The 20391-nt window shown below is 64.7% G+C and carries 22 protein-coding genes and 1 other RNA gene; 15 read left to right on the top strand and 8 right to left on the bottom strand.

The annotated features are described in order from the left end of the window. The first annotated feature begins 1 nt into the window (after position 1). From yidC to dapE, 12 genes are all read left to right on the top strand, one after another. Positions 2-1876, top strand: a complete 1875-nt coding sequence (gene yidC / locus ACVIN2_RS23255; RefSeq protein ID WP_456769789.1) for a membrane protein insertase YidC — start codon at positions 2-4, stop codon at positions 1874-1876. 113 nt (positions 1877-1989) lie between these two features. Next, entirely contained in the window at positions 1990-2643 is a 654-nt protein-coding gene (yihA, locus tag ACVIN2_RS23250) for a ribosome biogenesis GTP-binding protein YihA/YsxC (RefSeq protein WP_027514321.1), read from the top strand. Further along, positions 2643-3014: a DUF423 domain-containing protein gene (locus ACVIN2_RS23245; protein WP_456767324.1), complete on the top strand. Its 372-nt coding sequence runs from the start codon at positions 2643-2645 to the stop codon at positions 3012-3014. The genes yihA and ACVIN2_RS23245 overlap by 1 nt, the downstream gene beginning before the upstream one ends. Positions 3015-3175: 161 nt before the next feature. Next, positions 3176-4063 carry an acetylglutamate kinase gene (gene argB / locus ACVIN2_RS23240; protein ID WP_007597683.1) on the top strand — a complete coding sequence of 296 codons (888 nt, stop codon included), beginning with the start codon at positions 3176-3178 and terminating at the stop codon, positions 4061-4063. Positions 4064-4218: 155 nt separating this feature from the next. Next, on the top strand, positions 4219-5205 hold the full coding sequence (locus tag ACVIN2_RS23235; RefSeq protein ID WP_456769788.1) for a DUF1036 domain-containing protein: 987 nt from the start codon (positions 4219-4221) through the stop codon (positions 5203-5205). Positions 5206-5398: 193 nt separating this feature from the next. Continuing rightward, positions 5399-6091 carry a pyrimidine 5'-nucleotidase gene (locus ACVIN2_RS23230; protein WP_456767323.1) on the top strand — a complete coding sequence of 231 codons (693 nt, stop codon included), beginning with the start codon at positions 5399-5401 and terminating at the stop codon, positions 6089-6091. 25 nt (positions 6092-6116) lie between these two features. Then, positions 6117-7022: a LysR family transcriptional regulator gene (locus tag ACVIN2_RS23225; RefSeq protein ID WP_456767322.1), complete on the top strand. Its 906-nt coding sequence runs from the start codon at positions 6117-6119 to the stop codon at positions 7020-7022. A gap of 108 nt (positions 7023-7130) precedes the next feature. Beyond that, complete coding sequence (locus ACVIN2_RS23220; RefSeq protein WP_456767321.1) at positions 7131-7490, top strand: carboxymuconolactone decarboxylase family protein; 360 nt, start codon at positions 7131-7133, stop codon at positions 7488-7490. 4 nt (positions 7491-7494) lie between these two features. After that, on the top strand, positions 7495-7950 hold the full coding sequence (locus ACVIN2_RS23215) for a DUF302 domain-containing protein (RefSeq protein ID WP_456767320.1): 456 nt from the start codon (positions 7495-7497) through the stop codon (positions 7948-7950). A 125-nt stretch (positions 7951-8075) separates the two neighbouring features. Next, positions 8076-8921, top strand: coding sequence for a 2,3,4,5-tetrahydropyridine-2,6-dicarboxylate N-succinyltransferase (dapD, locus tag ACVIN2_RS23210; RefSeq protein WP_456767319.1), 846 nt, complete (start codon positions 8076-8078; stop codon positions 8919-8921). 228 nt (positions 8922-9149) lie between these two features. Next, positions 9150-9803 (top strand): DUF805 domain-containing protein, encoded by a 654-nt coding sequence (locus ACVIN2_RS23205; RefSeq protein ID WP_456767318.1) that lies wholly within the window; start codon positions 9150-9152, stop codon positions 9801-9803. Next, on the top strand, positions 9800-10966 hold the full coding sequence (gene dapE / locus ACVIN2_RS23200) for a succinyl-diaminopimelate desuccinylase (RefSeq protein ID WP_456767317.1): 1167 nt from the start codon (positions 9800-9802) through the stop codon (positions 10964-10966). The genes ACVIN2_RS23205 and dapE overlap by 4 nt, the downstream gene beginning before the upstream one ends. Before the next feature lie 144 nt (positions 10967-11110). On the opposite strand, the gene truA is transcribed toward dapE, so the two are convergent. The 3 genes from truA to def all read right to left on the bottom strand — a co-directional run bounded on the left by truA (position 11111) and on the right by def (position 13430). Next, entirely contained in the window at positions 11111-11848 is a 738-nt protein-coding gene (gene truA, locus ACVIN2_RS23195) for a tRNA pseudouridine(38-40) synthase TruA (protein WP_456767316.1), read from the bottom strand. Beyond that, positions 11848-12771 carry a methionyl-tRNA formyltransferase gene (gene fmt, locus ACVIN2_RS23190; RefSeq protein WP_456767315.1) on the bottom strand — a complete coding sequence of 308 codons (924 nt, stop codon included), beginning with the start codon at positions 12769-12771 and terminating at the stop codon, positions 11848-11850. Before fmt ends, truA begins: the two co-directional genes overlap by 1 nt. Positions 12772-12905: 134 nt before the next feature. Further along, complete coding sequence (def, locus tag ACVIN2_RS23185) at positions 12906-13430, bottom strand: peptide deformylase (protein ID WP_456767314.1); 525 nt, start codon at positions 13428-13430, stop codon at positions 12906-12908. Between the two features lie 170 nt (positions 13431-13600). Between def and ACVIN2_RS23180 the strand changes: the two genes are divergently transcribed. The 3 genes from ACVIN2_RS23180 to ACVIN2_RS23170 all read left to right on the top strand — a co-directional run bounded on the left by ACVIN2_RS23180 (position 13601) and on the right by ACVIN2_RS23170 (position 16670). Next, entirely contained in the window at positions 13601-14800 is a 1200-nt protein-coding gene (locus ACVIN2_RS23180) for a DNA recombination protein RmuC (RefSeq protein ID WP_456767313.1), read from the top strand. An 88-nt stretch (positions 14801-14888) separates the two neighbouring features. Next, positions 14889-15191: a GIY-YIG nuclease family protein gene (locus tag ACVIN2_RS23175; RefSeq protein WP_456767312.1), complete on the top strand. Its 303-nt coding sequence runs from the start codon at positions 14889-14891 to the stop codon at positions 15189-15191. A 114-nt stretch (positions 15192-15305) separates the two neighbouring features. Continuing rightward, the gene (locus tag ACVIN2_RS23170; protein ID WP_456767311.1) at positions 15306-16670 is read left to right on the top strand and encodes an AmpG family muropeptide MFS transporter; all 1365 of its coding nucleotides are present in this window, start codon (positions 15306-15308) and stop codon (positions 16668-16670) included. Between the two features lie 119 nt (positions 16671-16789). Here ACVIN2_RS23170 and ACVIN2_RS23165 read toward each other — a convergent pair whose 3' ends face one another. The 5 genes from ACVIN2_RS23165 to ffs all read right to left on the bottom strand — a co-directional run bounded on the left by ACVIN2_RS23165 (position 16790) and on the right by ffs (position 20302). Further along, positions 16790-17227, bottom strand: a complete 438-nt coding sequence (locus tag ACVIN2_RS23165; protein ID WP_456767310.1) for a hypothetical protein — start codon at positions 17225-17227, stop codon at positions 16790-16792. Between the two features lie 26 nt (positions 17228-17253). Beyond that, on the bottom strand, positions 17254-17856 hold the full coding sequence (gene recR / locus ACVIN2_RS23160; RefSeq protein WP_456767309.1) for a recombination mediator RecR: 603 nt from the start codon (positions 17854-17856) through the stop codon (positions 17254-17256). 1 nt (position 17857) lies between these two features. Then, a complete protein-coding gene (locus ACVIN2_RS23155; RefSeq protein ID WP_007597704.1) occupies positions 17858-18187 on the bottom strand; it encodes a YbaB/EbfC family nucleoid-associated protein in 330 nt (109 codons plus the stop codon). Positions 18188-18292: 105 nt separating this feature from the next. Beyond that, on the bottom strand, positions 18293-20110 hold the full coding sequence (locus ACVIN2_RS23150; protein WP_456767308.1) for a DNA polymerase III subunit gamma/tau: 1818 nt from the start codon (positions 20108-20110) through the stop codon (positions 18293-18295). Positions 20111-20205: 95 nt separating this feature from the next. Continuing rightward, positions 20206-20302, bottom strand: an RNA gene (gene ffs / locus ACVIN2_RS23145) — signal recognition particle sRNA small type. Between the last annotated feature and the right edge of the window lie 89 nt (positions 20303-20391).

Here is a 20391-nt window from a genome sequence, read left to right as displayed (position 1 = left end):
GATGACCGACAACCGCAATACCATCCTCGCCGTCATCCTGTCGGGCTTCGTGCTGATCGCCTGGCAATATTTCTACAACATGCCGGCGATGGAGAAGCAACGCGCCCTGCAACAGACGCAGGCCGAGCTGCATAAGACCACGCCGCAGCCGACGGCTTCCGGGACGCCGAGCGCCACGCCGCAGCCCGGCAGCGCAGGCGCGCCCTCCGCTCCCCAGATCGCCAATCAACCGGCCCAGCCGACCGTCAGCCGTGAGGCGGCGATTGCCGCCTCTCCGCGCGTCAAGATCGATACGCCCCGCTTGACCGGCAGCATTGCCTTGAAGGGCGCGCGCATCGACGATCTTGCGCTGGTGCAGTTTCGCGAAACGGTCGACCCGAAGTCACCGCCGATCATTCTCTATTCGCCGTCGGGCACCGCAGAGCCCTATTACGCCGAATTTGGCTGGGTGGCCGGAACAGCTGGCGCAAAGGTGCCCGACCGGACCACCGATTGGCAGCAGGAGGGCACCAACAGCCTGACGCCGTCCACGCCGGTCATGCTGAAATACGACAATGGCGAAGGCCTCACCTTCCGCCGCACCGTCACGATCGACGACCACTACCTCTTCAGCATCAAGGACGAGGTGACCAATGTCGGCAACGCGCCGGTCAAACTCTTTCCCTTCGCACTGATCTCGCGCCACGGCACGCCGCAGGTCTCGGGCTACTACATCCTGCATGAAGGCCTGATCGGTTACCTGGGCGAGCAGGGCTTGCAGGAGAAGGCCTATAAGGCTGTCGGCGAAGCGCCCGCGATCGGCAACGGCGGACACGGGTTCGAATTCAACAACGTCACCAATGCCTGGCTCGGTATTACCGACAAATATTGGGCGTCTGCGCTCCTTCCCGACACGTCGGCAACGCTCAAGGCCCGTTTCGTCGCCGAACCCGGCACCCAGATCCGATACCAGACCGACTATCTGCAAAGCGAGCAGACGGTCCCGATCGGTGGCACGACGACAACGAACGCGCGGCTGTTCGCGGGCGCCAAGGAAGCCGGCGTGGTCGGCATCAACTTCCCGCTCGCCGGCCATGGCGGCTACAACAAGGAGCTCGGCCTCAACCATTTCGATCTGTTGATCGATTGGGGCTGGTTCTACTTCATCACCAAGCCGATGTTCCTGGGCCTCGACTTCTTCTACCGCTTCTTCGGCAATTTCGGCATCTCGATCCTGCTCGTGACCGTGATCGTGAAGCTGTTGTTCTTCCCCTTGGCGAACAAGTCCTACGCCTCGATGGCGAAGATGAAGTCGGTCCAGCCGCAGCTTCAGGCTCTGAAGGAGCGCTTCCCCGACGACAAGGTGAAGCAGCAGCAGGAGATGATGGAGATCTACCGCAAGGAGAAGATCAATCCGGTCGCCGGCTGTCTTCCGGTGGTGATCCAGATTCCGGTGTTCTTCTCGCTCTACAAGGTGCTGTTCGTCACCATCGAGATGCGGCACGCGCCGTTCTTCGGCTGGATCAAGGATCTGTCCGCGCCTGACCCGACCAATCTGTTCACCTTGTTCGGGCTGATCCCGTTCGATCCGACCACGCTGCCGCTGTTCGGCCATTACCTCGCGCTCGGCATCTGGCCGATCATCATGGGCATCACGATGTGGTTCCAGATGAAGCTGAACCCGACGCCGCCGGATCCGACGCAGCAGATGATCTTCAACTGGATGCCGCTGATCTTCACCTTCATGCTGGCGGGCTTCCCGGCGGGCCTCGTGATCTACTGGGCCTGGAACAACACGCTCTCGGTGCTGCAGCAGAGCTTCATCATGCGCCGCAACGGCGTGAAGGTGGAGCTGTTCGACAATCTCAAGGCGACGTTCGCGAAGAAGGCGACGTAGCGGTCGTCATTGCGAGGAGCGACGCGACGAAGCAATCCAGAGTCCCTCCGCGGATGCATTTCTGGATCGCTTCGCTTCGCTCGCAATGACGCGGACAGACAGAAAGCTTTCGCATGACCGACGACAAAGATGCGAAGCTGATCGAGGTCGGGCGGAAGCTGTTCACGCGCGACTGGCAGTTCATCTGGGCTTCGCCCTCGACTGAAACGCTGCCGCCGATGGCGGGGCTGGAGATCGCCTTTGCCGGCCGCTCCAATGTCGGCAAGTCCAGCCTGATCAACGCGCTGACCGGCCGCAACGCGCTCGCGCGCACCTCGCATACGCCGGGCCGCACCCAGGAGCTGATCTTCTTCGAGGTCCCCGGGAAAGGCGAGCTGCGCCTCGTCGACATGCCCGGCTACGGCTATGCCAAGGCGCCGAAGAGTCAGGTCGCGTCCTGGACCGAGCTGATCCACAAATTCCTGCTCGGACGCGCCAGTCTCGCGCGCGTCTACGTGCTGGTCGACGCGCGGCATGGCCTCAAGGACGTCGATCTCGAAGTCCTGAAGACTCTCGATCGCTCCGCGGTCAGCTACCAGCTCGTGCTGACCAAGGCCGACCAGATCAAGGCCGCCGAGCTCCAATCGCGCATCGTCGAGACCGAGGCCGCGCTCGCCAAGCGTCCGGCCGCGTTCCCGAACGTGCTCGCGACCTCGTCGCGCAGCGCAACCGGCATGGCCGAGCTGCGCGCCGCGATCGCAAAGCTGCTGGAAGAGCGGACCTCGTAATGGCGGCATTCCGCCTGCTGACCGGGCTTGCCGGTGTGATGGGCGCCGCCGGCGTCGCGCTGGCCGCGGCTTCCGCGCATGGCGGTGATGCGAGCCGGCTCGCCGCCGCAAGCGCCATGCTGCTGTTTCATGCAACTGCCATACTTGCGGCCGTCGCCCTGCTCGGCCGCGGCCTTCTGCACGGCGGAATTGGCATCATCGCCGCGTCCGGCTTCGCAGCCGGCGCCGCGCTGTTCGCGGGCGATCTGACCTTGCGGCAATATGCCGGCCATTCGCTGTTTCCCTACGCGGCGCCGACCGGTGGATCGGTGATGATCTTGAGCTGGCTGGCGGTGACGCTCGCGGCGGTGGTGGTGAAGCGCAGTCCGTAGCCCGGATGGAGCGAAGCGCAATCCGGGACCGCGCTCGCCGCACCAACCCGGATTACGCTGCGCTCCATCCGGGCTACGCGGCGGCATGCCAGCCACACTTTGCGCCCCGCCCGCCAATCGGATAGAACGCGGCCGAGTATCCCGCCAGCGAGATCCGCCTCATGACCGAAATTTCCCCGCTCGACCAGGCCCGCATCCTGTCCGAAGCGCTGCCGCACATGCAGCAGTATGACGAGGAAACCATCGTCATCAAATATGGCGGCCATGCCATGGGCGACGAGGAGACCGCGAAGAATTTTGCCCGCGATATCGTGCTGCTCGAGCAGACCGCGATCAATCCGGTGGTGGTGCATGGCGGCGGCCCGCAGATCGCGACCATGCTCAAGCGCCTCGGCATCGTCTCGGAGTTCGCCGCAGGCCTGCGCATCACCGATGCGGCCACCATCGAGATCGTCGAGATGGTGCTCGCCGGCTCCGTCAACAAGCAGATCGTCGGCTACATCAACGAGGCCGGCGGCAAGGCGGTGGGGCTGTCGGGCAAGGACGCCAATATGGTGAAGGCGTCCAAGACGACGCGCACCATCATGGATCCGGACTCGCACATCGAGAAGGCGGTCGATCTCGGCTTCGTCGGCGATCCCGAGAAAGTCGATCTCACGCTGCTCAACCAGCTGATCGGCTACGAGCTGATCCCGGTGCTGGCACCGCTCGCGACCTCGAAAGAGGGCCAGACGCTGAACGTCAACGCCGACACATTCGCGGGCGCCGTGGCCGGCGCGCTGAAGGCAAAGCGCCTGCTGCTGCTCACCGACGTGCCGGGCGTGCTCGACAAGTCCAAGAAGCTGATCCCGCAGCTCTCGGTCAAGGACGCGCGAAAGCTGATCGCCGACGGCACCATTTCCGGCGGCATGATCCCGAAGGTCGAGACCTGCATCTACGCGCTCGAACAGGGCGTGGAGGGCGTCGTCATCATCGACGGCAAGATGCAGCATGCAGTGCTGCTCGAGCTCTTCACCAACACCGGCACGGGCACGCTGATCCACAAGTGATGAAGAGCGGGCCAAAGAAAGCCGTCATGGCCGGGCTTGTCCCGGCTATCCACGATCTTTTATCCCGCGCCAAGAACGTGGATGCCCGGGACAAGCCCGGGCATGACGAGTTGAGGACTCGGCGACACCGTCGCTCAGGCTTCACCCGTTTCCTGATGACGCTCCCTGCCGCGGCCGTCTCGTTTGTGTTCTCCTCCGCACCGGCCTTCGCCGACCTGAAGATCTGCAACCGCATGTCCTACGTCGTCGAGGCCGCGATCGGCATCGACGACAAGGCGGCGACCGCGACGCGCGGCTGGTTCAGGATCGACCCCGCTACCTGCCGCGTGGTGGTGCAGGGCACGCTCTCCGCCGACCGCATCCTGCTCAACGCCCGCGCGCTCGGCGTCTACGGCGCATCCCCGATCCCGCAGAACGGCAGCGACACGCTGTGCGTGGCGCAGGACAATTTCGTCATCGCGGCCGCGCGACAGTGCCGCAGCGGCCAGACCCAGGCCGCTTTCACCCAGATCACGCCGACGCAAGGCGCGGACGGCAATTTCGTCGCCTATCTCGCCGAGGATTCCGAGTATGACGACGAGCAGGCCCGCCTCGCCGGCATCCAGCGGCTCTTGGTGATCGCAGGTTACGACGCCGCGCCGATCGACGGCGTCGACGGACCGAAGACGCAGGGCGCGCTGGCCGCTTTCCTGAAGAGCCGCGGATTGTCGTCCGACATCCTGTCGTCGCCGAACTTCTTCAAGACCATGGTCGATGCGGTGCAGACGCCGTCTGCGACCGGCCTCACCTGGTGCAACGACACCGCGCACAAGGTGATGGCGGCGGTCGCCACCGACGACGGCAAGGCGGTGACGAGCCGCGGCTGGTATCGCATCGACCCGAAGACCTGCCTGCACCCTGATGTCAGCGGTCAGCCGAAGCAGATCTTCAGCTTCGCGGAAGCCATCGACGCCGACAACCGAATCGTCAAGCTGAAGGACAAGCCGCTGAACTGGGGCGGCGACAAGCAGCTTTGCACGCGCGAGACCAAGTTCGAAACCAACGAGCAGACCGACTGCGGCGCGCGCGGTTTTGCGGCGACGGGCTTTGGCGCGGTGGACATGTCGAGCGGCGGCAAGACGCTGCGCTTTGCGATGCCGTGATTGCTTTTGTGATGACGCAACAAACGCCATGGTCGTCCCGGCGAAGGCCGGGACCCATAACCCCAGGGTTGGGTTTTACGAAGAACGACGATCAGGATGCCCCATTGATAGATCACGCGGTATGGGTCCCGGCCTTCGCCGGGACGACAACGGAAAGCTGGGGCCTCTATCCGATAGCGAATAGAGAGCCGCAATGACCTCCCCCCGCGCCTTCGCCCATGTCGACACCTGGGTGTTCGACCTCGACAACACGCTCTATCCGCACCACGTCAATCTGTGGCAGCAGGTCGATGCGCGGATCACCGAGTTCGTTTGCAACTGGCTGAATCTGACACCGGTGGAAGCGCGCAAGATCCAGAAGGATTATTACCAGCGCTTCGGCACCACCATGCGCGGCATGATGACCCTGCATGGCGTCCGCGCCGACGATTATCTCGCCTACGTCCACAAGATCGATCACTCGCCGCTGGAGCCGAACCCGGCGCTGGGCGAGGCCATCGCAAAACTGCCGGGACGAAAGCTGATCCTGACCAACGGTTCGGTCGATCATGTCGATGCGGTGCTGGCGCGGCTCGGCTTTGCCACGCATTTCGACGGCGTGTTCGACATCATCGCCGCCGAATTCGAGCCGAAGCCGGCGCCGCAGACCTACCGCAAGTTTCTCGCCGACCATTCGGTCGATCCGACCCGCGCCGCGATGTTCGAGGACCTCGCCCGCAACCTCACCGTCCCGCACGAGCTCGGCATGACCACCGTGCTGGTGATACCGGATGGGACGAAAGAGGTCGTGCGCGAGGACTGGGAGCTGGCGGGCCGTGACGCCGCCCATGTCGACCACGTCACCGATGATCTGGCGGGGTTTTTGCAGTCGCTCGCGGTCGGCTGAGCCCCGCAGCAACGCAGGAGCGACCGTGCCCCAGAAGCCGACAGATTTGGCTGCGATCGAATGGGAAGATCTGCGCTACTTCCTGTACCTGGCTCGCGAAAAAAGCCTCTCGGGTGCCGCACGAAAGCTGGGCACCACGCAGCCGACAATGAGCCGGCGCCTCGAGCTGTTCGAAAGCAAGCTCGGTGCAATCCTGTTCGACCGCCTTCCCTCCGGACTTCGACTCTCCGACACCGGACGACAAATCCTTGATTATGCCGAGAGGATGGAGGACGTAGCACTGGCGGCGCAGCGGATCGCAGTCGGCAGCAGCGCTGGACTGACCGGAACGGTGCGCGTGACCTCACCCGAATGGCTCGGGGCACGGATCCTCTCGCCTTTGCTGGCGAAGTTCTGCGCGGCGCATCCGACCGTCACCGTCGAGCTGGTTACTGACGCCGAGGCCCTGAGCCTCACGCGGCGGGAGATAGATGTCGCCCTGCGCTTCGGGCGTTTCCAGCAGGACGGACTGATGCAGCGGAAGATCGGCAGCATTCCGTTCGAGCTTTATGCTGCTGCTGCGTATCTCAAGGTAAAGGGACCGCCCGATTTCTCGGGCGGTGGCGCTGACGCTGCGCTCATCACGATGAACGCGGCGCTCGCCGAAAGCGTTGCGGAGACGAAATGGCTGCGTGGCTATCTGCCGCTGGCACATGTTGGATTCTGCAGCAACAGCCGCGATGGTCAGGCCGCGGCAGCCGCCGCCGGCGCGGGGCTGGTTTGCTTGCCAACTCGCCTGGCCTCGGCCTATCCCACGCTTCGTTCCATCAAGACTCCGGCGCCCGTCCCGAGCCGCGAGCTGTGGCTGGGATTTCATCGCGACACCGGCAAGGTCCGGCGGGTTCGCGCCGTGGTGGACTTCATCGCTGGAGAATTCCGTCAATTCGCCTGACGCTTCGGCAAGCTGTATAGCGGCCATACGCCCATAGCTGATGGCTCCGGCGAGACCGCACGTCTATCTCTCGAGCTCGGCAACCCCTGCCGTTCGAGGAGAGAGACAATGATGATGGATTGGAGCGCCTATCGGAGCGACTTGCTGGCGCGGATCGGCGACATTGGCGCCCTAAGTCCGGCGACGCTGAAAGGCTATCGCGAACTTGGGGCGGCTGGCGCCCAGACAGGAAAGCTGGACGACAAGACGCGCGAGTTGATCGCACTGGCGGCGGCCGTGACCGCCCGCTGCGACGGGTGTATTGCGGTTCACGCCGACGCCGCCGCACGTCACGGCGCAAGCCGCGAGGAGCTCGCGGAGGCCCTCGGCGTTGCAATTGCGATCGGTGCGGGTGCTTCGTTGGTCTACTCTGCACGGACGCTCGAAGCGTTCGATGCGAGCAGGGCACCAAGGCCGGACGAAGGCTGATCCGATGTCGCAAACACTGCAATCCGTGGCGTTCTCCGGATGCGGTTTGGCCGCAAGCTCGTTTCAACGGTCGGTCTCATCTTCGCTGACCGTCGAAGAGGTGGTCGCCCGCTTGAAGCAGGGAATTATCGCGGCAGACCTCTGGATCCTGCACGAGATCGACCCGCAAATGCTGCTCAGTCGTGGCGGCTTCGCCATCGGGCCCGCGCGTCAGGTCCTGTTTTTCCACCCACGGCTGATGTCGCGGCTGCTGGCCGCCGATAGTGCGGCGCTGCTCGAGGCCCCCCTGAAGTTCGCCGTGATCGGCTTTCCCGACGGTCAAGCCGAACTGCGATGGCTTGATCCGGCTATCGCCTTCGCGCGCTACCGCTCGCCGGCCTTGACTGAACTCGGAAATGAGCTCGCCGGCCTCTGCGAGCGTATCGTGAACGGCATCGATCTCGCGGGCACATCAAAATAGCGGCCGGCCATGTCCCGGGCGCATCCGAACGCGCCGGGACATGGCCGACTGCGTTCTTGACTCTCTCGCTCCAAGTCCCGAAAAAGCGATCCAAATTCCCGCAAATACCGCTCAAGGATCGCCAAATGTCCCTGTCCGCCCTCGAATCCACCATCAACGGCGCCTTCGAGGCGCGCGACGGCGTCTCGACCTCGACCAGGGGCGAGGTCCGCGAGGCCGTGGATCACGCGCTGGAGATTCTGGACAAGGGCGAGGCCCGCGTTGCCGAGCGTGGGACCGACGGCAAGTGGAAGGTCAATCAGTGGCTGAAGAAGGCGGTGCTGCTCTCGTTCCGCCTCAACGACATGGGCGCCATCCCCGGGGGCCCCGGCAAGGCGGCCTGGTGGGACAAGGTGCCGTCGAAGTTCGACGGCTGGGGCGAGAACCGTTTTCGCGACGCCGGTTTTCGCGCCGTCCCCGGCTCCATCGTGCGCCGCTCGGCCTTCATCGCCCGCAACGTCGTGCTGATGCCGTCCTTCGTCAATCTCGGCGCCTATGTCGATGAATCCACCATGATCGACACCTGGTCGACCGTTGGCTCCTGCGCGCAGATCGGCAAGCGCGTGCACATCTCCGGCGGCGTCGGCATCGGCGGCGTGCTCGAGCCGCTGCAGGCCGAGCCTGTGATCATCGAGGACGATTGCTTCATCGGCGCGCGCTCCGAGGTCGCCGAAGGCGTGATCGTGCGCAAGGGCGCGGTGCTGTCGATGGGCGTGTTCCTGGGTGCGTCGACCAAAATCGTCGACCGCGACACCGGCGAGATCTTTATCGGTGAAGTGCCGGAATATTCGGTCGTCGTTCCCGGCGCGCTGCCCGGCAAGCCCATGAAGAACGGCCAGATCGGCCCGAGCACCGCCTGCGCCGTCATCGTCAAGCGCGTCGACGAGCGCACGCGCTCCAAGACCAGCATCAACGAGCTGCTGCGGGATTGATCCGCGTGTACGTCTACCTCTCCGACGTCGTCCCGGCGAAGGCCGGGACCCATAACCACGGGCGGTGGTTGGCGAAGATTTGCGGTTGGTACGCCGACCATCCACAATCGAGAGATTCCGCGGTATGGGTCCCGGCCTTCGCCGGGACGACACCCAGGGTCCATCGAACCCTCCCTCCCTCCATCGCGACCAACATCCGGGCGACCTCTCCCGCCCGGAGTCTTTGGCATGGACTGGGCCTGGTATCTGTTCCGCTTCGACGGCCGCATCAACCGCGCGCTGCTGTGGCAGGCGCTGCTGATCGTCATGTTGCTGGCCTGCATGCTCGGGATGATCGACCAGGCCATCAAGGTGCTGAACGGGGCCGCAACTTTCGCCTTCAACTTCAAGCTCGACTTCGATTTCGGTGTCGACGACCTCTTCAACGTGGTCGATCCCAGGGCCTATCGTCTGCTGGCTACGACTGATCGTCCGACCCTCATCCTCAAGGTGCTCGGCAGCTCGCTATTCCTGTGGATCTACCTGGCAACCGCGACCAAGCGGCTGCACGATCGCGACCGGAGCGGCTGGTGGCTGGTTCCGTTCTTCCTCGTGCCCGCGTTGTTCGACCAGTTCTCGGACCTGCTGCCGACCAATTCAAACTGGGCTGTTGCCCTCGCCTGGACCGTGCACATTCCGTGGTTTTGGGGCCTCGTGGAAATGTTCATTGTCCCCGGCACCTCGGGCGACAACCGGTTCGGCCCCGATCCGTTGGCCGAGGTTGAAGATGGCTCCGCGCCCGCCCCGCCTGCGGCGAAAAGCTGGGACCAGCAAAGCGAGATCGAATTTGTCCCGCCCAGTGCTAGCCCACCCGGCGGCATGCATGTTAAGCGGGGCGCATGACCGATGCTCTCTCGATTGCCCGCGATCTCATCCGCTGCCCCTCGGTAACCCCTGAAGATGCCGGTGCGCTGGGCGTGCTCGAACAAGCTCTCACCGTGGCCGGCTTCACATGCCACCGCGTCACCTTCAGCGAGCCCGGCACCGCCGACGTCGACAATCTCTATGCGCGGATCGGCACTGACGGGCCGCACATCACCTTTGCCGGCCATACCGACGTGGTGCCGCCGGGCGACGAGAGCGCCTGGAGCGTCGGCGCGTTCTCAGGCGAGGTGAAGGACGGCTTTCTGCATGGCCGCGGCGCGGTCGACATGAAGGGCGGCATCGCCTGCTCGGTCGCCGCGGTGCTGGAGCATCTCGCCGCGAACGACGGGACGCCGCGCGCGGACGGACAGGGCTCGATCTCCTTTCTGATCACCGGTGACGAGGAAGACGTCTCCATCAACGGCACCATTAAGCTGCTGCAATGGGCGGCGGAGCGCGGCGAAAAATTCGACCATTGCGTGCTGGGCGAGCCTTCCAATGTCGAGACGCTCGGCGACACCATCAAGGTCGGCCGCCGCGGCTCGCAATCCGGCACGCTCTACGTCGATGGCGTGCAGGGCCACGTCGCCTATCCGCACCGCGCCGCCAATCCGGTGCCTGATATCTCGCGGCTGATCGTGGCCATCTCCGACGAGCCGCTCGACCATGGCAGCGCGCAGTTCCAAGCCTCCAATCTCGAATTCACCTCGGTCGACGTCGGCAACACCGCCAACAACGTCATCCCGGGACAGGCCCGCGCAAAATTCAACATCCGCTACAACGACAATCACACCCAGGCGAGCCTGCGCGAGCTGGTCGAGACGCGGCTGACCAAAGCCTGCGGCAACCGCATCCGCGCCCGCATCGTCTGGGAGCCCTCGAACTCGAACGTGTTCGTGACCAAGCCCGGCCCGTTCACCGAACTCGCGGTGTCCGCGATCGAGGAGGTGACGGGCCGCAAGCCGGAGCTGTCGACCTCAGGCGGCACCTCGGATGCCCGCTTCATCTCGAGCTATTGCCCGGTGATCGAATTCGGCCTGGTCGGCCAGACCATGCACCAGGTCGACGAACGCGTGCCGGTCAGGGATTTGGAGCAGCTGACCAAGGTGTATCGCGGGATTTTGGCGAGGTATTTTGGGTAGGCTGTGAGGTTATCTCGCCGCCGCCAATCACTCCGCCGTCATGCCCGGGCTTGTCCCGGGCATCCACGTTCTTTGCGACCGCGAAACAAAGTTCGTGGATGGCCGGGACAAGCCCGGCCATGACGGCAGTGGCGGCATCAATCTCTAATAATCCACCTGCATCAGATACAGCCCGTCCGGCGGGGCGACGATGCCGCAGGCGGCGCGGTTGCGCGCGGCGAGCGCTGCGGAGAGATCATCGGCGGTCCAGCGGCCTTCGCCGACCCACATCAGCGACCCCACCATCGAGCGCACCTGGCTGTGCAGGAACGAGCGCGCCGAGGTGAGAATATTGATCTCGCGGCCGTCGCGCAGCACGTCGAGCTGGTCGAGCGTCTTCTCCGGCGACTTGGCCTGGCACTCGGTGTCGCGAAAGGTGGTGAAATCGTGCTTGCCGAGCAGGCGCTGTGCCGCCGCATGCATCGCATCGGCATCGAGCCGGCGCGGCACGCGCCAGGCATGGCCGGCGTCGAGCGCGAGATTGGCACGGGTGTTGACGATGCGGTAGCGGTAGTGGCGCTTCACGGCCGAGAAGCGCGCCTCGAAACTATCAGGCACGATCTCGGCTTCGAGCACCGCCACCGGATGCGGGCGCAAATGCGCATTCAAGCCGTCGCGAAAACGGCCCTGCGGAAACTGCTTGTCGATATCGACATGCGCGACCTGGCCACGCGCATGCACGCCAGCATCGGTGCGCCCGGCACCGTGCACGCGCGCATCGGCGCCGGTCATCGCCTTCACCGCCGCTTCCAACGCGCCTTGCACCGAGGGCAGCGTCTCCTGCACCTGCCAGCCGAAGAACGGCGCGCCGTCATATTCGATGATGAGCTTGTAGCGGGGCATCAGGCCAGCCGCATCGGCGGCTTCAACGGCACGCCGCGCAGGAAGTCCGCGGCCTGCATGCGCGCCTTGCCTTCGCGTTGGAGCTCGATCAGACGGATTGCGCCCTCGCCGCAGGCGATGGTGAGGTGATCGTCGAGCACCTCGCCGGGTGCGCCCGTGCCTTTCGCCAGCTCGCAGCGCAGGATTTTTATCCGCGCATTCTCAAGCTCGGCCCAGGCGCCGGGAAAAGGCGACAGGCCGTGGATATGGCGCAGCACCTCGCGCGCGGGCCGGGTCCAGTCGATCCGCGCTTCGGCCTTGTCGATCTTGGCGGCATAGGTGACGCCGTCCTCGCTCTGCTGCTTGAGTTGAAGCCCACCGCGATCGAGCGCGGCCATGGCGCGCACCATCAGATCGGCACCGAGCCGGGACAGACGATCGTGCAGATCGAGCGCGGTCATGGTGTCCGTGATCGCGAGACGCTCGGCCATGGCGACGTCGCCGGTGTCGAGGCCAACATCCATCTTCATCACCATCACGCCGGTCTCGGCATCGCCGGCCATGATCGCGCGGTTGATGGGAGCAGCGCCGCGCCAGCGTGGCAGCAGCGAGGCGTGCAGATTGTAGCAGCCGAGCTTTGGCGCATCGAGGATCGCCTGCGGCAGGATCATGCCATAGGCGACGACGACGGCCGCATCGGCGTCGAAGGCGCGAAATTCTTCCAGCGCCTCCGGCGTTTTCAATGTCTTCGGCGTCAGCACCGGCACGCCGAGCTTTCGCGCGGCCTCTTCCACCGGGGTCGGCTGCAATTGCAGGCCGCGCCGGCCGCCGGGCTTGGGCGCGCGCGTATACACGGCCACGATCTCATGGCCATGCGCGACGAGCTCGAGCAGCGTCGGCACGGAGAAATCGGGCGTGCCCATGAAGATCAGGCGGAGGGGCATGTGGCGGCGCTCGGTAAGGATGGTTTCTCCGTCATGCCCGGGCTTGTCCCGGGCATCCACGGTCTTGGCGACAAAGCAAGCAAGGCGTGGATGGCCGGGTCAAGCCCGGCCATGACGACGAGAGAGAACCCTACTCACTCCGCGCGCTTGGCGGCTTTCTCGAACTTCTTCAGCACGCGGTCGCGCTTGAGCTTTGACAGATAGTCGACGAACAGCACGCCGTTGAGATGGTCGATCTCGTGCTGGATGCAGGTGGCGTAGAGGCCTTCGGCGTCCTCCTCGTGCACCTTGCCGTCCAGATCCATGTAGCGCACCCGCACCTTCGCAGGGCGCTCGACCTCCTCGTAATATTCGGGGATCGACAAACAGCCTTCCTCGTAGACCGACAGGTCCTGCGAGGAGGCGATGATTTCCGGATTGATGAAGACGCGCGGCTCGGGCTTGGTCTCGCCGTCCTGGTCGGGCTTGGCGAGGTCCATGGTGATCAGCCGCAGCGGCTGCGCGATCTGGATCGCCGCGAGCCCGATGCCGGGCGCGTCGTACATGGTCTCGAACATGTCGTCGGCAAGCTTGCGGATCTCCGGCGTGACCTTCTCGATCGGCTTGGAGACCAGACGCAGCTGCTTGTCGGGCAGGATGATGATTTCTCTGAGGGCCATGGCCGCGATTTAAGCCGCGCGTTCGATGCGGTCAATCCGGCCGGGAACCCCGTTAACCCTCCGCTAACCATAAAACTTCGCCTTTCGTTAACCATAAAAATTAACGGGGCATTTACGCTAAATGTTCGCTATTCGTTCGTGTCCCCAAGCGAATCGGCTAGAAGCAGGGCATGAACGAGATCATTTTCATGCTCGGCGACTGGCCGGTGCGCACCGTAGACGCGCTGATCGGCTTCGGCGCCCTGGTCCTCATCCTGATGGTGGTGATCGCCGTCGTGATCGCGCGCTCCGGGCGGCGCGGCGCGGAACTCGCGATGGCCAACGCCATCCGCGCCGACGAACTCGAGGAGCGCATCAGCCAGATGCTGCATGCCCAGAGCGAGGCTTCGGGGCGGGTCGACGCCATGACCCAGACGCTGGCCGGCCGCCAGGCCGACATGGCACGCGCGGTCAACGAGCGGCTGGATTCGGTGACCCACCGCGTCGGCCAGTCCATGGAGCACACCACCCGCAATACCATGGAGAGCCTGCGCGCGCTGCACGAGCGGCTCGGCATCATCGACAGCGCGCACAAGAACCTCACCGATCTCACCACGCAGGTGACGACCCTGCGCGACGTACTCGCCAACAAGCAGTCGCGCGGCGCCTTCGGTCAGGCGCGGATGGAGGCGATCGTCCAGGACGGTCTGCCGAAGGGCGCCTACGAGTTCCAGTTCACGCTCTCGACCGGCAAGCGGCCCGATTGCGTGGTGTTCCTGCCCGACCAGCGCCCACTCTGCATCGACGCGAAATTTCCGCTGGAAGCGATGACCGCGCTGCATGACGCGCGCAGCGACGAGGAAAAGCGGATCGCCACGCAGCGGCTGCGCGGCGACGTCATGAAGCATGTCAGCGACATCGCCGAGAAATATCTCGTCGCCGGCGAGACCCAGGACATGGCGCTGATGTTCGTGCCGTCGGAATCGGTCTACGCCGAGATCCACGACGGTTTCGACGACGTGATCCAGAAGGCGTATCGCGCCCGGGTCGTGCTGGTGTCGCCGTCGCTGCTGATGCTGGCGATCCAGGTGATGCAGCAGATCATGAAGGACGCGCGCATGCGCGACGCCGCCGACCAGATCCGCACCGAGGTGATCAAGCTCGGCGACGATCTCGGCCGCCTGCGCGATCGCGTGCTGAAGCTGCAGAAGCATTTTGCCGACGCGAATGAGGACGTGCGCCAGGTGCTGATCTCCGCCGACAAGATCGAGAAACGCGCGGGGCGGATCGAGGAGCTCGATTTCAGCAAGAGCGATGCGCCGGAAGCGCCGCATCTGGTCGCGACCGGCGCTGCCGAACTGTTCCCGCGGAAGCTCCAGGCGGGGGAGTGATTATCCTCCACGATACAGTAAGCTGCCGCCTCAACACCGCTGTCGTCGCCCGGCTTGACCGGGCGACCCAGTATTCCAGAGACGGCAGATGGGCGAACGCTGCTACTACGTCTATATCCTCGCCAGCAAGATCGGCGGCACGCTCTACATCGGCGTGACGAATGATCTCATCCGTCGTGTGGCCGAACACAAATTGCAATTGGTGGAGAGCTTTACGAAGGAATACGGCGTCGTGAAGCTGGTTTATTTCGAGAAATTCGATGATCCCGAGAATGCGATCAAACGTGAGAAACGACTGAAGAAGTGGAAACGCGACTGGAAGATCGCGCTGATCGAGAAAGACAATCCGGATTGGAACGACCTCTATTCGAGGATCGCAGGCCCTCCCTAACTTCGGCCTCTGGAATACTGGGTCGCCCGGTCAAGCCGGGCGACGACAACCTCCCTTGTGGCCGGCAGTAACGACACCTCCCTTGTGGCCGCCAGAATCTGCTAACACCCTGCCATGACCGCACCCGACGCGACCTCCCCTGCCGGCTCCGGCACGGCCCCCACCTCCTGGCGTGACAGCCTTGCCGTTTACCTGCAACCGCGGGTGCTGATCGTGCTGTTCCTCGGCTTCTCGTCCGGGCTGCCGCTGGCGCTGTCGGGCTCGACGCTGCTGGTGTGGATGCGGGAATCCGGCGTCGATCTCAAGACCATCGGGCTGTTTGCCCTGGTCGGCACGCCCTACACGCTGAAATTCCTGTGGGCGCCGCTGGTGGATGCGATGCATGTGCCGCTGTTCACGCGCGCGTTCGGACGGCGACGCGGCTGGCTGCTGTTCTCCCAATTGCTGCTGATCATCGCGATCCTGCTGCTGGCCCTGACCGATCCCGCGCGCTCGCCGTTCTACGTCGCGCTCGGCGCATTGCTGGTGGCGACGGCCTCGTCGACGCAGGACATCGTGGTCGATGCCTTCCGCGTCGAGAGCCTGCCGGAAAGCGAGCAGGCCGCCGGCATGGCGTCCTATGTCGCGGCCTATCGCATCGGCATGCTGGTCTCGACCGCCGGCGCGCTGTTCATCGTCTCGGGCTTCGAGAGCACCGGCATCACCCGCACCTCCGCCTGGATGTGGGGCTATGTGGTGATGGCGGCGATGGTGCTGATCGGGACGATCACGGCGCTGGTCGCGACCGAGCCCGAGCAGTCGTTGCGGGCGGAAGCCGCGACGCAGACGCAGACCGCGTTCGCGCGCGTGCTGCACGCGGCGGTCGGCGCCTTCTCGGAATTCCTGACGCGCAAGGACGCGCTTGCGGCACTCGCCTTCGTCGTGCTGTTCAAGTTCACCGACGCCTTCTCCGGCACCATGACCGCACCGTTCGTGATCGACCTTGGCTTCTCCCGCAACGACTATGCGGCGATCGTGAAAGGCGTGGGCCTCGCTGCGACGCTGATCGGCGGCTTTGCCGGCGGCTTCGTCGCGCGGCGCTATTCGCTTGCGACCAGCCTCTGGATCGGCGGCGTGGTGCAGGCGCTTGCGAATCTCTCCTTCTCCTGGCTGGCCTTTGTCGGCACCAGCCAATGGGCGCTCGCCTTCGCCATCACCTGTGAGAACTTCACCAGCGCGATCGGCACGGTGATCTTCGTCGCCTATCTTTCGGCGCTCTGCCAGAACCCGCTGCACACGGCGACGCAATATGCGCTGCTCACAGCACTTGCCGCGGTAGGGCGGACCTATCTCTCGTCAGGCGCTGGCTTCGTGGCTGATACCACCGGCTGGCCGCTGTTCTTCGTGATCTGCATGCTGGTGGCGATCCCGAGCCTGGTGCTGCTGGCCTGGCTGCAGAAGCGCGGGCATTTTGATGCGCTGGGGCCGGTGAGGGTTTGACACTGCCGTAGGGTGGGCAAAGGCGCGACGCGCCGTGCCCACCATCGCGCTAACAGTTAGAGGAGGTGGTGGGCACGCTTCGCTTTGCCCACCCTACGGCATCCCAATCTGCTGCCCCCCTACTGCTTCTTGATCAGGCTCCACTTCGTGATCACGGCCTCGCTCATCTGGCCGGGGTCGCTGGCGCAGGCGATCTCGTCGACCTTGACCGAGATCTCCTTGCCGGCGAACGTCTTCAACTGTGCGGCCTGCGCGTCGCCGCTGGGAACGAGCTGGAAGGTTTCGGGGCCGGTCTCGAGATTGCACAGCCCGCTCGGCGGCGGCAGCCGGCGCGGCTCGGAGGTGATCTGGTAGGTCGCAACCCGCTTGCCGACGTTCTTGACGTCGCGCACTTTCATCGTGTTCAGCTCGCCCGAGAGCACCTCGCCGGCATTGATCGGCTTGCCGGGCTTCGACGGCGGCGGAGCCCCGTCGTCTTGCTGCGCGGAGATGGCCGGCGTCGCCAGCATCGCCAGCGTCGCAACCAAAGCCCATCGTGTGGCGAAAAGTTTCGTCATGTCGTCCGTTCCGTAAGTCTGGATGGCTAGAACAGGGTGCGCTGCCGCATCGCGGCCGATAGCGTACCTTCATCGAGATAATCAAGCTCGCCGCCGACCGGCACACCATGAGCGAGCCGGGTTACTTTTACGTTGGCGTCCTGAAGCAGGTCGGTGATGTAGTGTGCCGTGGTCTGGCCGTCGACGGTGGCATTCAGCGCCAGGATGACCTCATTCACCTGCGCCTCATGCGCGCGCGCGACCAGCGCCTCGATGGTGAGGTCCTGGGGGCCGACGCCGTCGAGCGGCGACAATGTCGCGCCCAGCACGTGATAACGCCCTTGAGTGGCATTGGCCCGCTCCAGCGCCCAGAGATCGGCAACGTCGGCGACGACGACGATGATCGAGGGATCGCGCTTCGGATCGGTGCAGACCGTGCAGGGACTTTGCGTGTCGATGTTGCCGCAGGTCTTGCAGACCTGGACCTTCTCGAGCGCAACCTGCATGGCCGAGGACAGCGGCATCATCAGCGCTTCGCGCTTCTTGATCAAATGCAGCGCGGCGCGCCGCGCCGAGCGCGGGCCGAGGCCCGGTAGCCGCGCGAGAAGTTGGACCAGCCGCTCGATCTCAGGACCCGCAACAGCGCCCATATTACTGGCCGAACAGCCCCGACAGCCCCGGCGGCAGGCCGAGCCCGCCGGTGAGCGACTGCATCTTCTCCTGCATGGCGGCTTCCGCCTTGCGGCGGGCCTCGCCGAACGCGGTGACGAGCAGATCCTCGAGCACCTCGCGCTCTTCCGCCTTCATCAGCGAAGGATCGATCTTGACGCCCTTGACGTCCATTTTCGCGGTCATGCGCACAGCGACGAGACCGCCGCCGGAGATGCCCTCGACCTCGACGTTGGCGAGCTGGTCCTGCATCTCCTGCATCTTGGATTGCAGCTGCTGCGCCTGCTTCATCATGCCGAAAATATCGACCATCGGTGCTGTCCTTGGTTGGCGCGATGGCTCATCGTCGCGCCCTTGGCTGATTGTTTTGAGCATGATCCAGTCGGAAAAGCGCTTCACGCCTTTCCGGACCATGCTCTAGAGATCGTCGCCGTCGGAACCGTCGGGCGGATCGTCACTGCCATAGTCGGCGTTAATATCGGATTCCGGCGCCTCGGGGGCAAGCCTGCGGACCTCGACGACCTTCGCACCCGGAAAACGCGACAGCACCTCGCGCACGCGCGGATCGGCCTCGGCGGTACGCGCATGTTCCTGCTTGGCCGCCTGGCTCACCGAGCGCAGCGTCGGCTGGCCCGGCTCGTTGGAGACGATCACGGTCCAGCGGCGCCCGGTCCAGAGCTCGAATTTGCGCGCGAGATCGGAAATCATGGTCTTGGAGGCGTTGGGCTCGAGCGCGACTTCCAGCCGGCCCTCTTCGAAACGAACGAGGCGCATGTCGCCTTCGAGCGCGCCCTTGGTCAGGAGATCGCGTTTCTGCCCGGCCAGTGCAACGAGCTGGGTGAAGCTCGTGACGCGCAATACGGGCGCGGCAGCTTGCGGATCCGGCGCGGGCGTTGCCATCTGCGGACGGGCACCGCCGCCGCCGAACGAGGACGGTGACGATGTCGGCATGCGAACGGGAGCCGCGGACGCCACCGGCCCCGCCGGCGCGTTGCGCGCGGCACTGCCGCCGCTCACGACCGGCGAACCCGCGCCGTTCTGCTCCAGCATCTTGATCGCTTCGTCCGGCGTCGGCAGGTCGGCGACATAGGCGATGCGCACCAGCACCATCTCGGCGGCTGCCGCCGGCCGCGTCGCGGCCTGCACCTCGGTGATGCCCTTGAGCAGCATCTGCCACATCCGCGACAGCACGCGCATCGAGATCTTCGAGGCGAAATCCCGTGCGCGTACGCGCTCGGTCTCGCCATAGGCGACGTTGTCGGCAGTCGCCGGCACGATCTTCACGCGGGTGACGAAATTGACGAATTCGGCGAGATCCGAGAGCACCACGATCGGATCGGCGCCGACGTCGTATTGGTCGCGGAACTCCTTGAACGCGGACGCGATGTCGCCACGCGCCAGAGAATCGAAAAGATCGATGACACGGGTGCGGTCGGCGAGCCCCAGCATCTGCCTGACGGCATCGGCCTTCACGGTGCCTGCCGCATGCGCGATCGCCTGATCGAGCAGCGAGAGCGAATCGCGCACCGAGCCTTCCGCGGCACGCGCGATGATGCCGAGCGCTTCAGGCTCGATCTCGACGTTTTCCTTGGCCGCGATGTTGGCGAGATGCTTCATCAGCACGTCGGCCTCGACGCGGCGCAGGTCGAAGCGCTGGCAACGCGACAGCACCGTCACGGGAACCTTGCGGATCTCCGTCGTGGCGAACACGAATTTGGCGTGCTCCGGCGGTTCCTCCAGCGTCTTCAGGAAGGCGTTGAACGCCGCCGTCGACAGCATGTGGACTTCGTCGATGATGTAGACCTTGTAGCGGGCGCTGGCCGGCGCGTAGCGGACGCTGTCATTGATCTGACGGACATCGTCGACGCCGGTATGCGAGGCCGCGTCCATCTCCAGCACGTCCATGTGCCGGCTTTCCATGATCGCCTGGCAATGCACGCCGAGCGTCGGCATCTGGACCGTCGGGCCCTTCACCGAGCCATCCGGCATCTCATAGTTGAGCGCACGGGCAAGAATGCGCGCAGTGGTGGTCTTGCCGACCCCGCGGACGCCGGTGAGGATCCAGGCCTGCGGAATGCGGCCGGTCTCGAAAGCATTGGAGACGGTGCGGACCACGGCCTCCTGGCCGATCAGATCGTCGAATGAGGAAGGACGGTATTTCCGCGCCAGTACCCGGTAGGGCGTGCTGGCCTGGCCGGCGCTGTCAGGGTTGGGAGGGGCGCCAGCGTCGGTCATCGGTCGATCCGCAATGAAGTGTCTTTCGGCCGGCTTTTGCGGAAAGGAGCGCGCTGGCGGCCCGAGCCACCGGCGCAATTCGCTCGGAAAAACAGGTAGGAGACTGACGAGCGACCCGATCCGGACCTCGTTAGGGCTGCTTCCTTCCGGACCTGACCCGGTTGGCGAGTGGCTCGTCCACCGCCAATCTCCCGGTCCCTATTTGGGGCCAAAAGGACCGGAAAGCAAGCGGGTATCGGCTTGAACGGGCTGGGCTTCATTGTGGCTTGCCCGGCATCCGG

It is taken from the genome of Bradyrhizobium sp. USDA 3650 (assembly GCF_054057395.1).
This window is presented reverse-complemented; position numbering and strand designations above follow the sequence as displayed.

Excerpts from the sequence above, each read along its gene's own strand:
- yidC (WP_456769789.1), top strand. The coding sequence starts at position 2 with ATGACCGACAACCGCAATACCATCCTCGCCGTCATCCTGTCGGGCTTC.
- yihA (WP_027514321.1), top strand. The coding sequence starts at position 1,990 with ATGACCGACGACAAAGATGCGAAGCTGATCGAGGTCGGGCGGAAGCTG.
- ACVIN2_RS23245 (WP_456767324.1), top strand. The coding sequence starts at position 2,643 with ATGGCGGCATTCCGCCTGCTGACCGGGCTTGCCGGTGTGATGGGCGCC.
- argB (WP_007597683.1), top strand. The coding sequence starts at position 3,176 with ATGACCGAAATTTCCCCGCTCGACCAGGCCCGCATCCTGTCCGAAGCG.
- ACVIN2_RS23235 (WP_456769788.1), top strand. The coding sequence starts at position 4,219 with ATGACGCTCCCTGCCGCGGCCGTCTCGTTTGTGTTCTCCTCCGCACCG.
- ACVIN2_RS23230 (WP_456767323.1), top strand. The coding sequence starts at position 5,399 with ATGACCTCCCCCCGCGCCTTCGCCCATGTCGACACCTGGGTGTTCGAC.
- ACVIN2_RS23220 (WP_456767321.1), top strand. The coding sequence starts at position 7,131 with ATGATGATGGATTGGAGCGCCTATCGGAGCGACTTGCTGGCGCGGATC.
- ACVIN2_RS23215 (WP_456767320.1), top strand. The coding sequence starts at position 7,495 with ATGTCGCAAACACTGCAATCCGTGGCGTTCTCCGGATGCGGTTTGGCC.
- dapD (WP_456767319.1), top strand. The coding sequence starts at position 8,076 with ATGTCCCTGTCCGCCCTCGAATCCACCATCAACGGCGCCTTCGAGGCG.
- ACVIN2_RS23205 (WP_456767318.1), top strand. The coding sequence starts at position 9,150 with ATGGACTGGGCCTGGTATCTGTTCCGCTTCGACGGCCGCATCAACCGC.
- dapE (WP_456767317.1), top strand. The coding sequence starts at position 9,800 with ATGACCGATGCTCTCTCGATTGCCCGCGATCTCATCCGCTGCCCCTCG.
- truA (WP_456767316.1), bottom strand. The coding sequence starts at position 11,848 with ATGCCCCGCTACAAGCTCATCATCGAATATGACGGCGCGCCGTTCTTC.
- fmt (WP_456767315.1), bottom strand. The coding sequence starts at position 12,771 with ATGCCCCTCCGCCTGATCTTCATGGGCACGCCCGATTTCTCCGTGCCG.
- def (WP_456767314.1), bottom strand. The coding sequence starts at position 13,430 with ATGGCCCTCAGAGAAATCATCATCCTGCCCGACAAGCAGCTGCGTCTG.
- ACVIN2_RS23180 (WP_456767313.1), top strand. The coding sequence starts at position 13,601 with ATGAACGAGATCATTTTCATGCTCGGCGACTGGCCGGTGCGCACCGTA.
- ACVIN2_RS23175 (WP_456767312.1), top strand. The coding sequence starts at position 14,889 with ATGGGCGAACGCTGCTACTACGTCTATATCCTCGCCAGCAAGATCGGC.
- ACVIN2_RS23170 (WP_456767311.1), top strand. The coding sequence starts at position 15,306 with ATGACCGCACCCGACGCGACCTCCCCTGCCGGCTCCGGCACGGCCCCC.
- ACVIN2_RS23165 (WP_456767310.1), bottom strand. The coding sequence starts at position 17,227 with ATGACGAAACTTTTCGCCACACGATGGGCTTTGGTTGCGACGCTGGCG.
- recR (WP_456767309.1), bottom strand. The coding sequence starts at position 17,856 with ATGGGCGCTGTTGCGGGTCCTGAGATCGAGCGGCTGGTCCAACTTCTC.
- ACVIN2_RS23155 (WP_007597704.1), bottom strand. The coding sequence starts at position 18,187 with ATGGTCGATATTTTCGGCATGATGAAGCAGGCGCAGCAGCTGCAATCC.
- ACVIN2_RS23150 (WP_456767308.1), bottom strand. The coding sequence starts at position 20,110 with ATGACCGACGCTGGCGCCCCTCCCAACCCTGACAGCGCCGGCCAGGCC.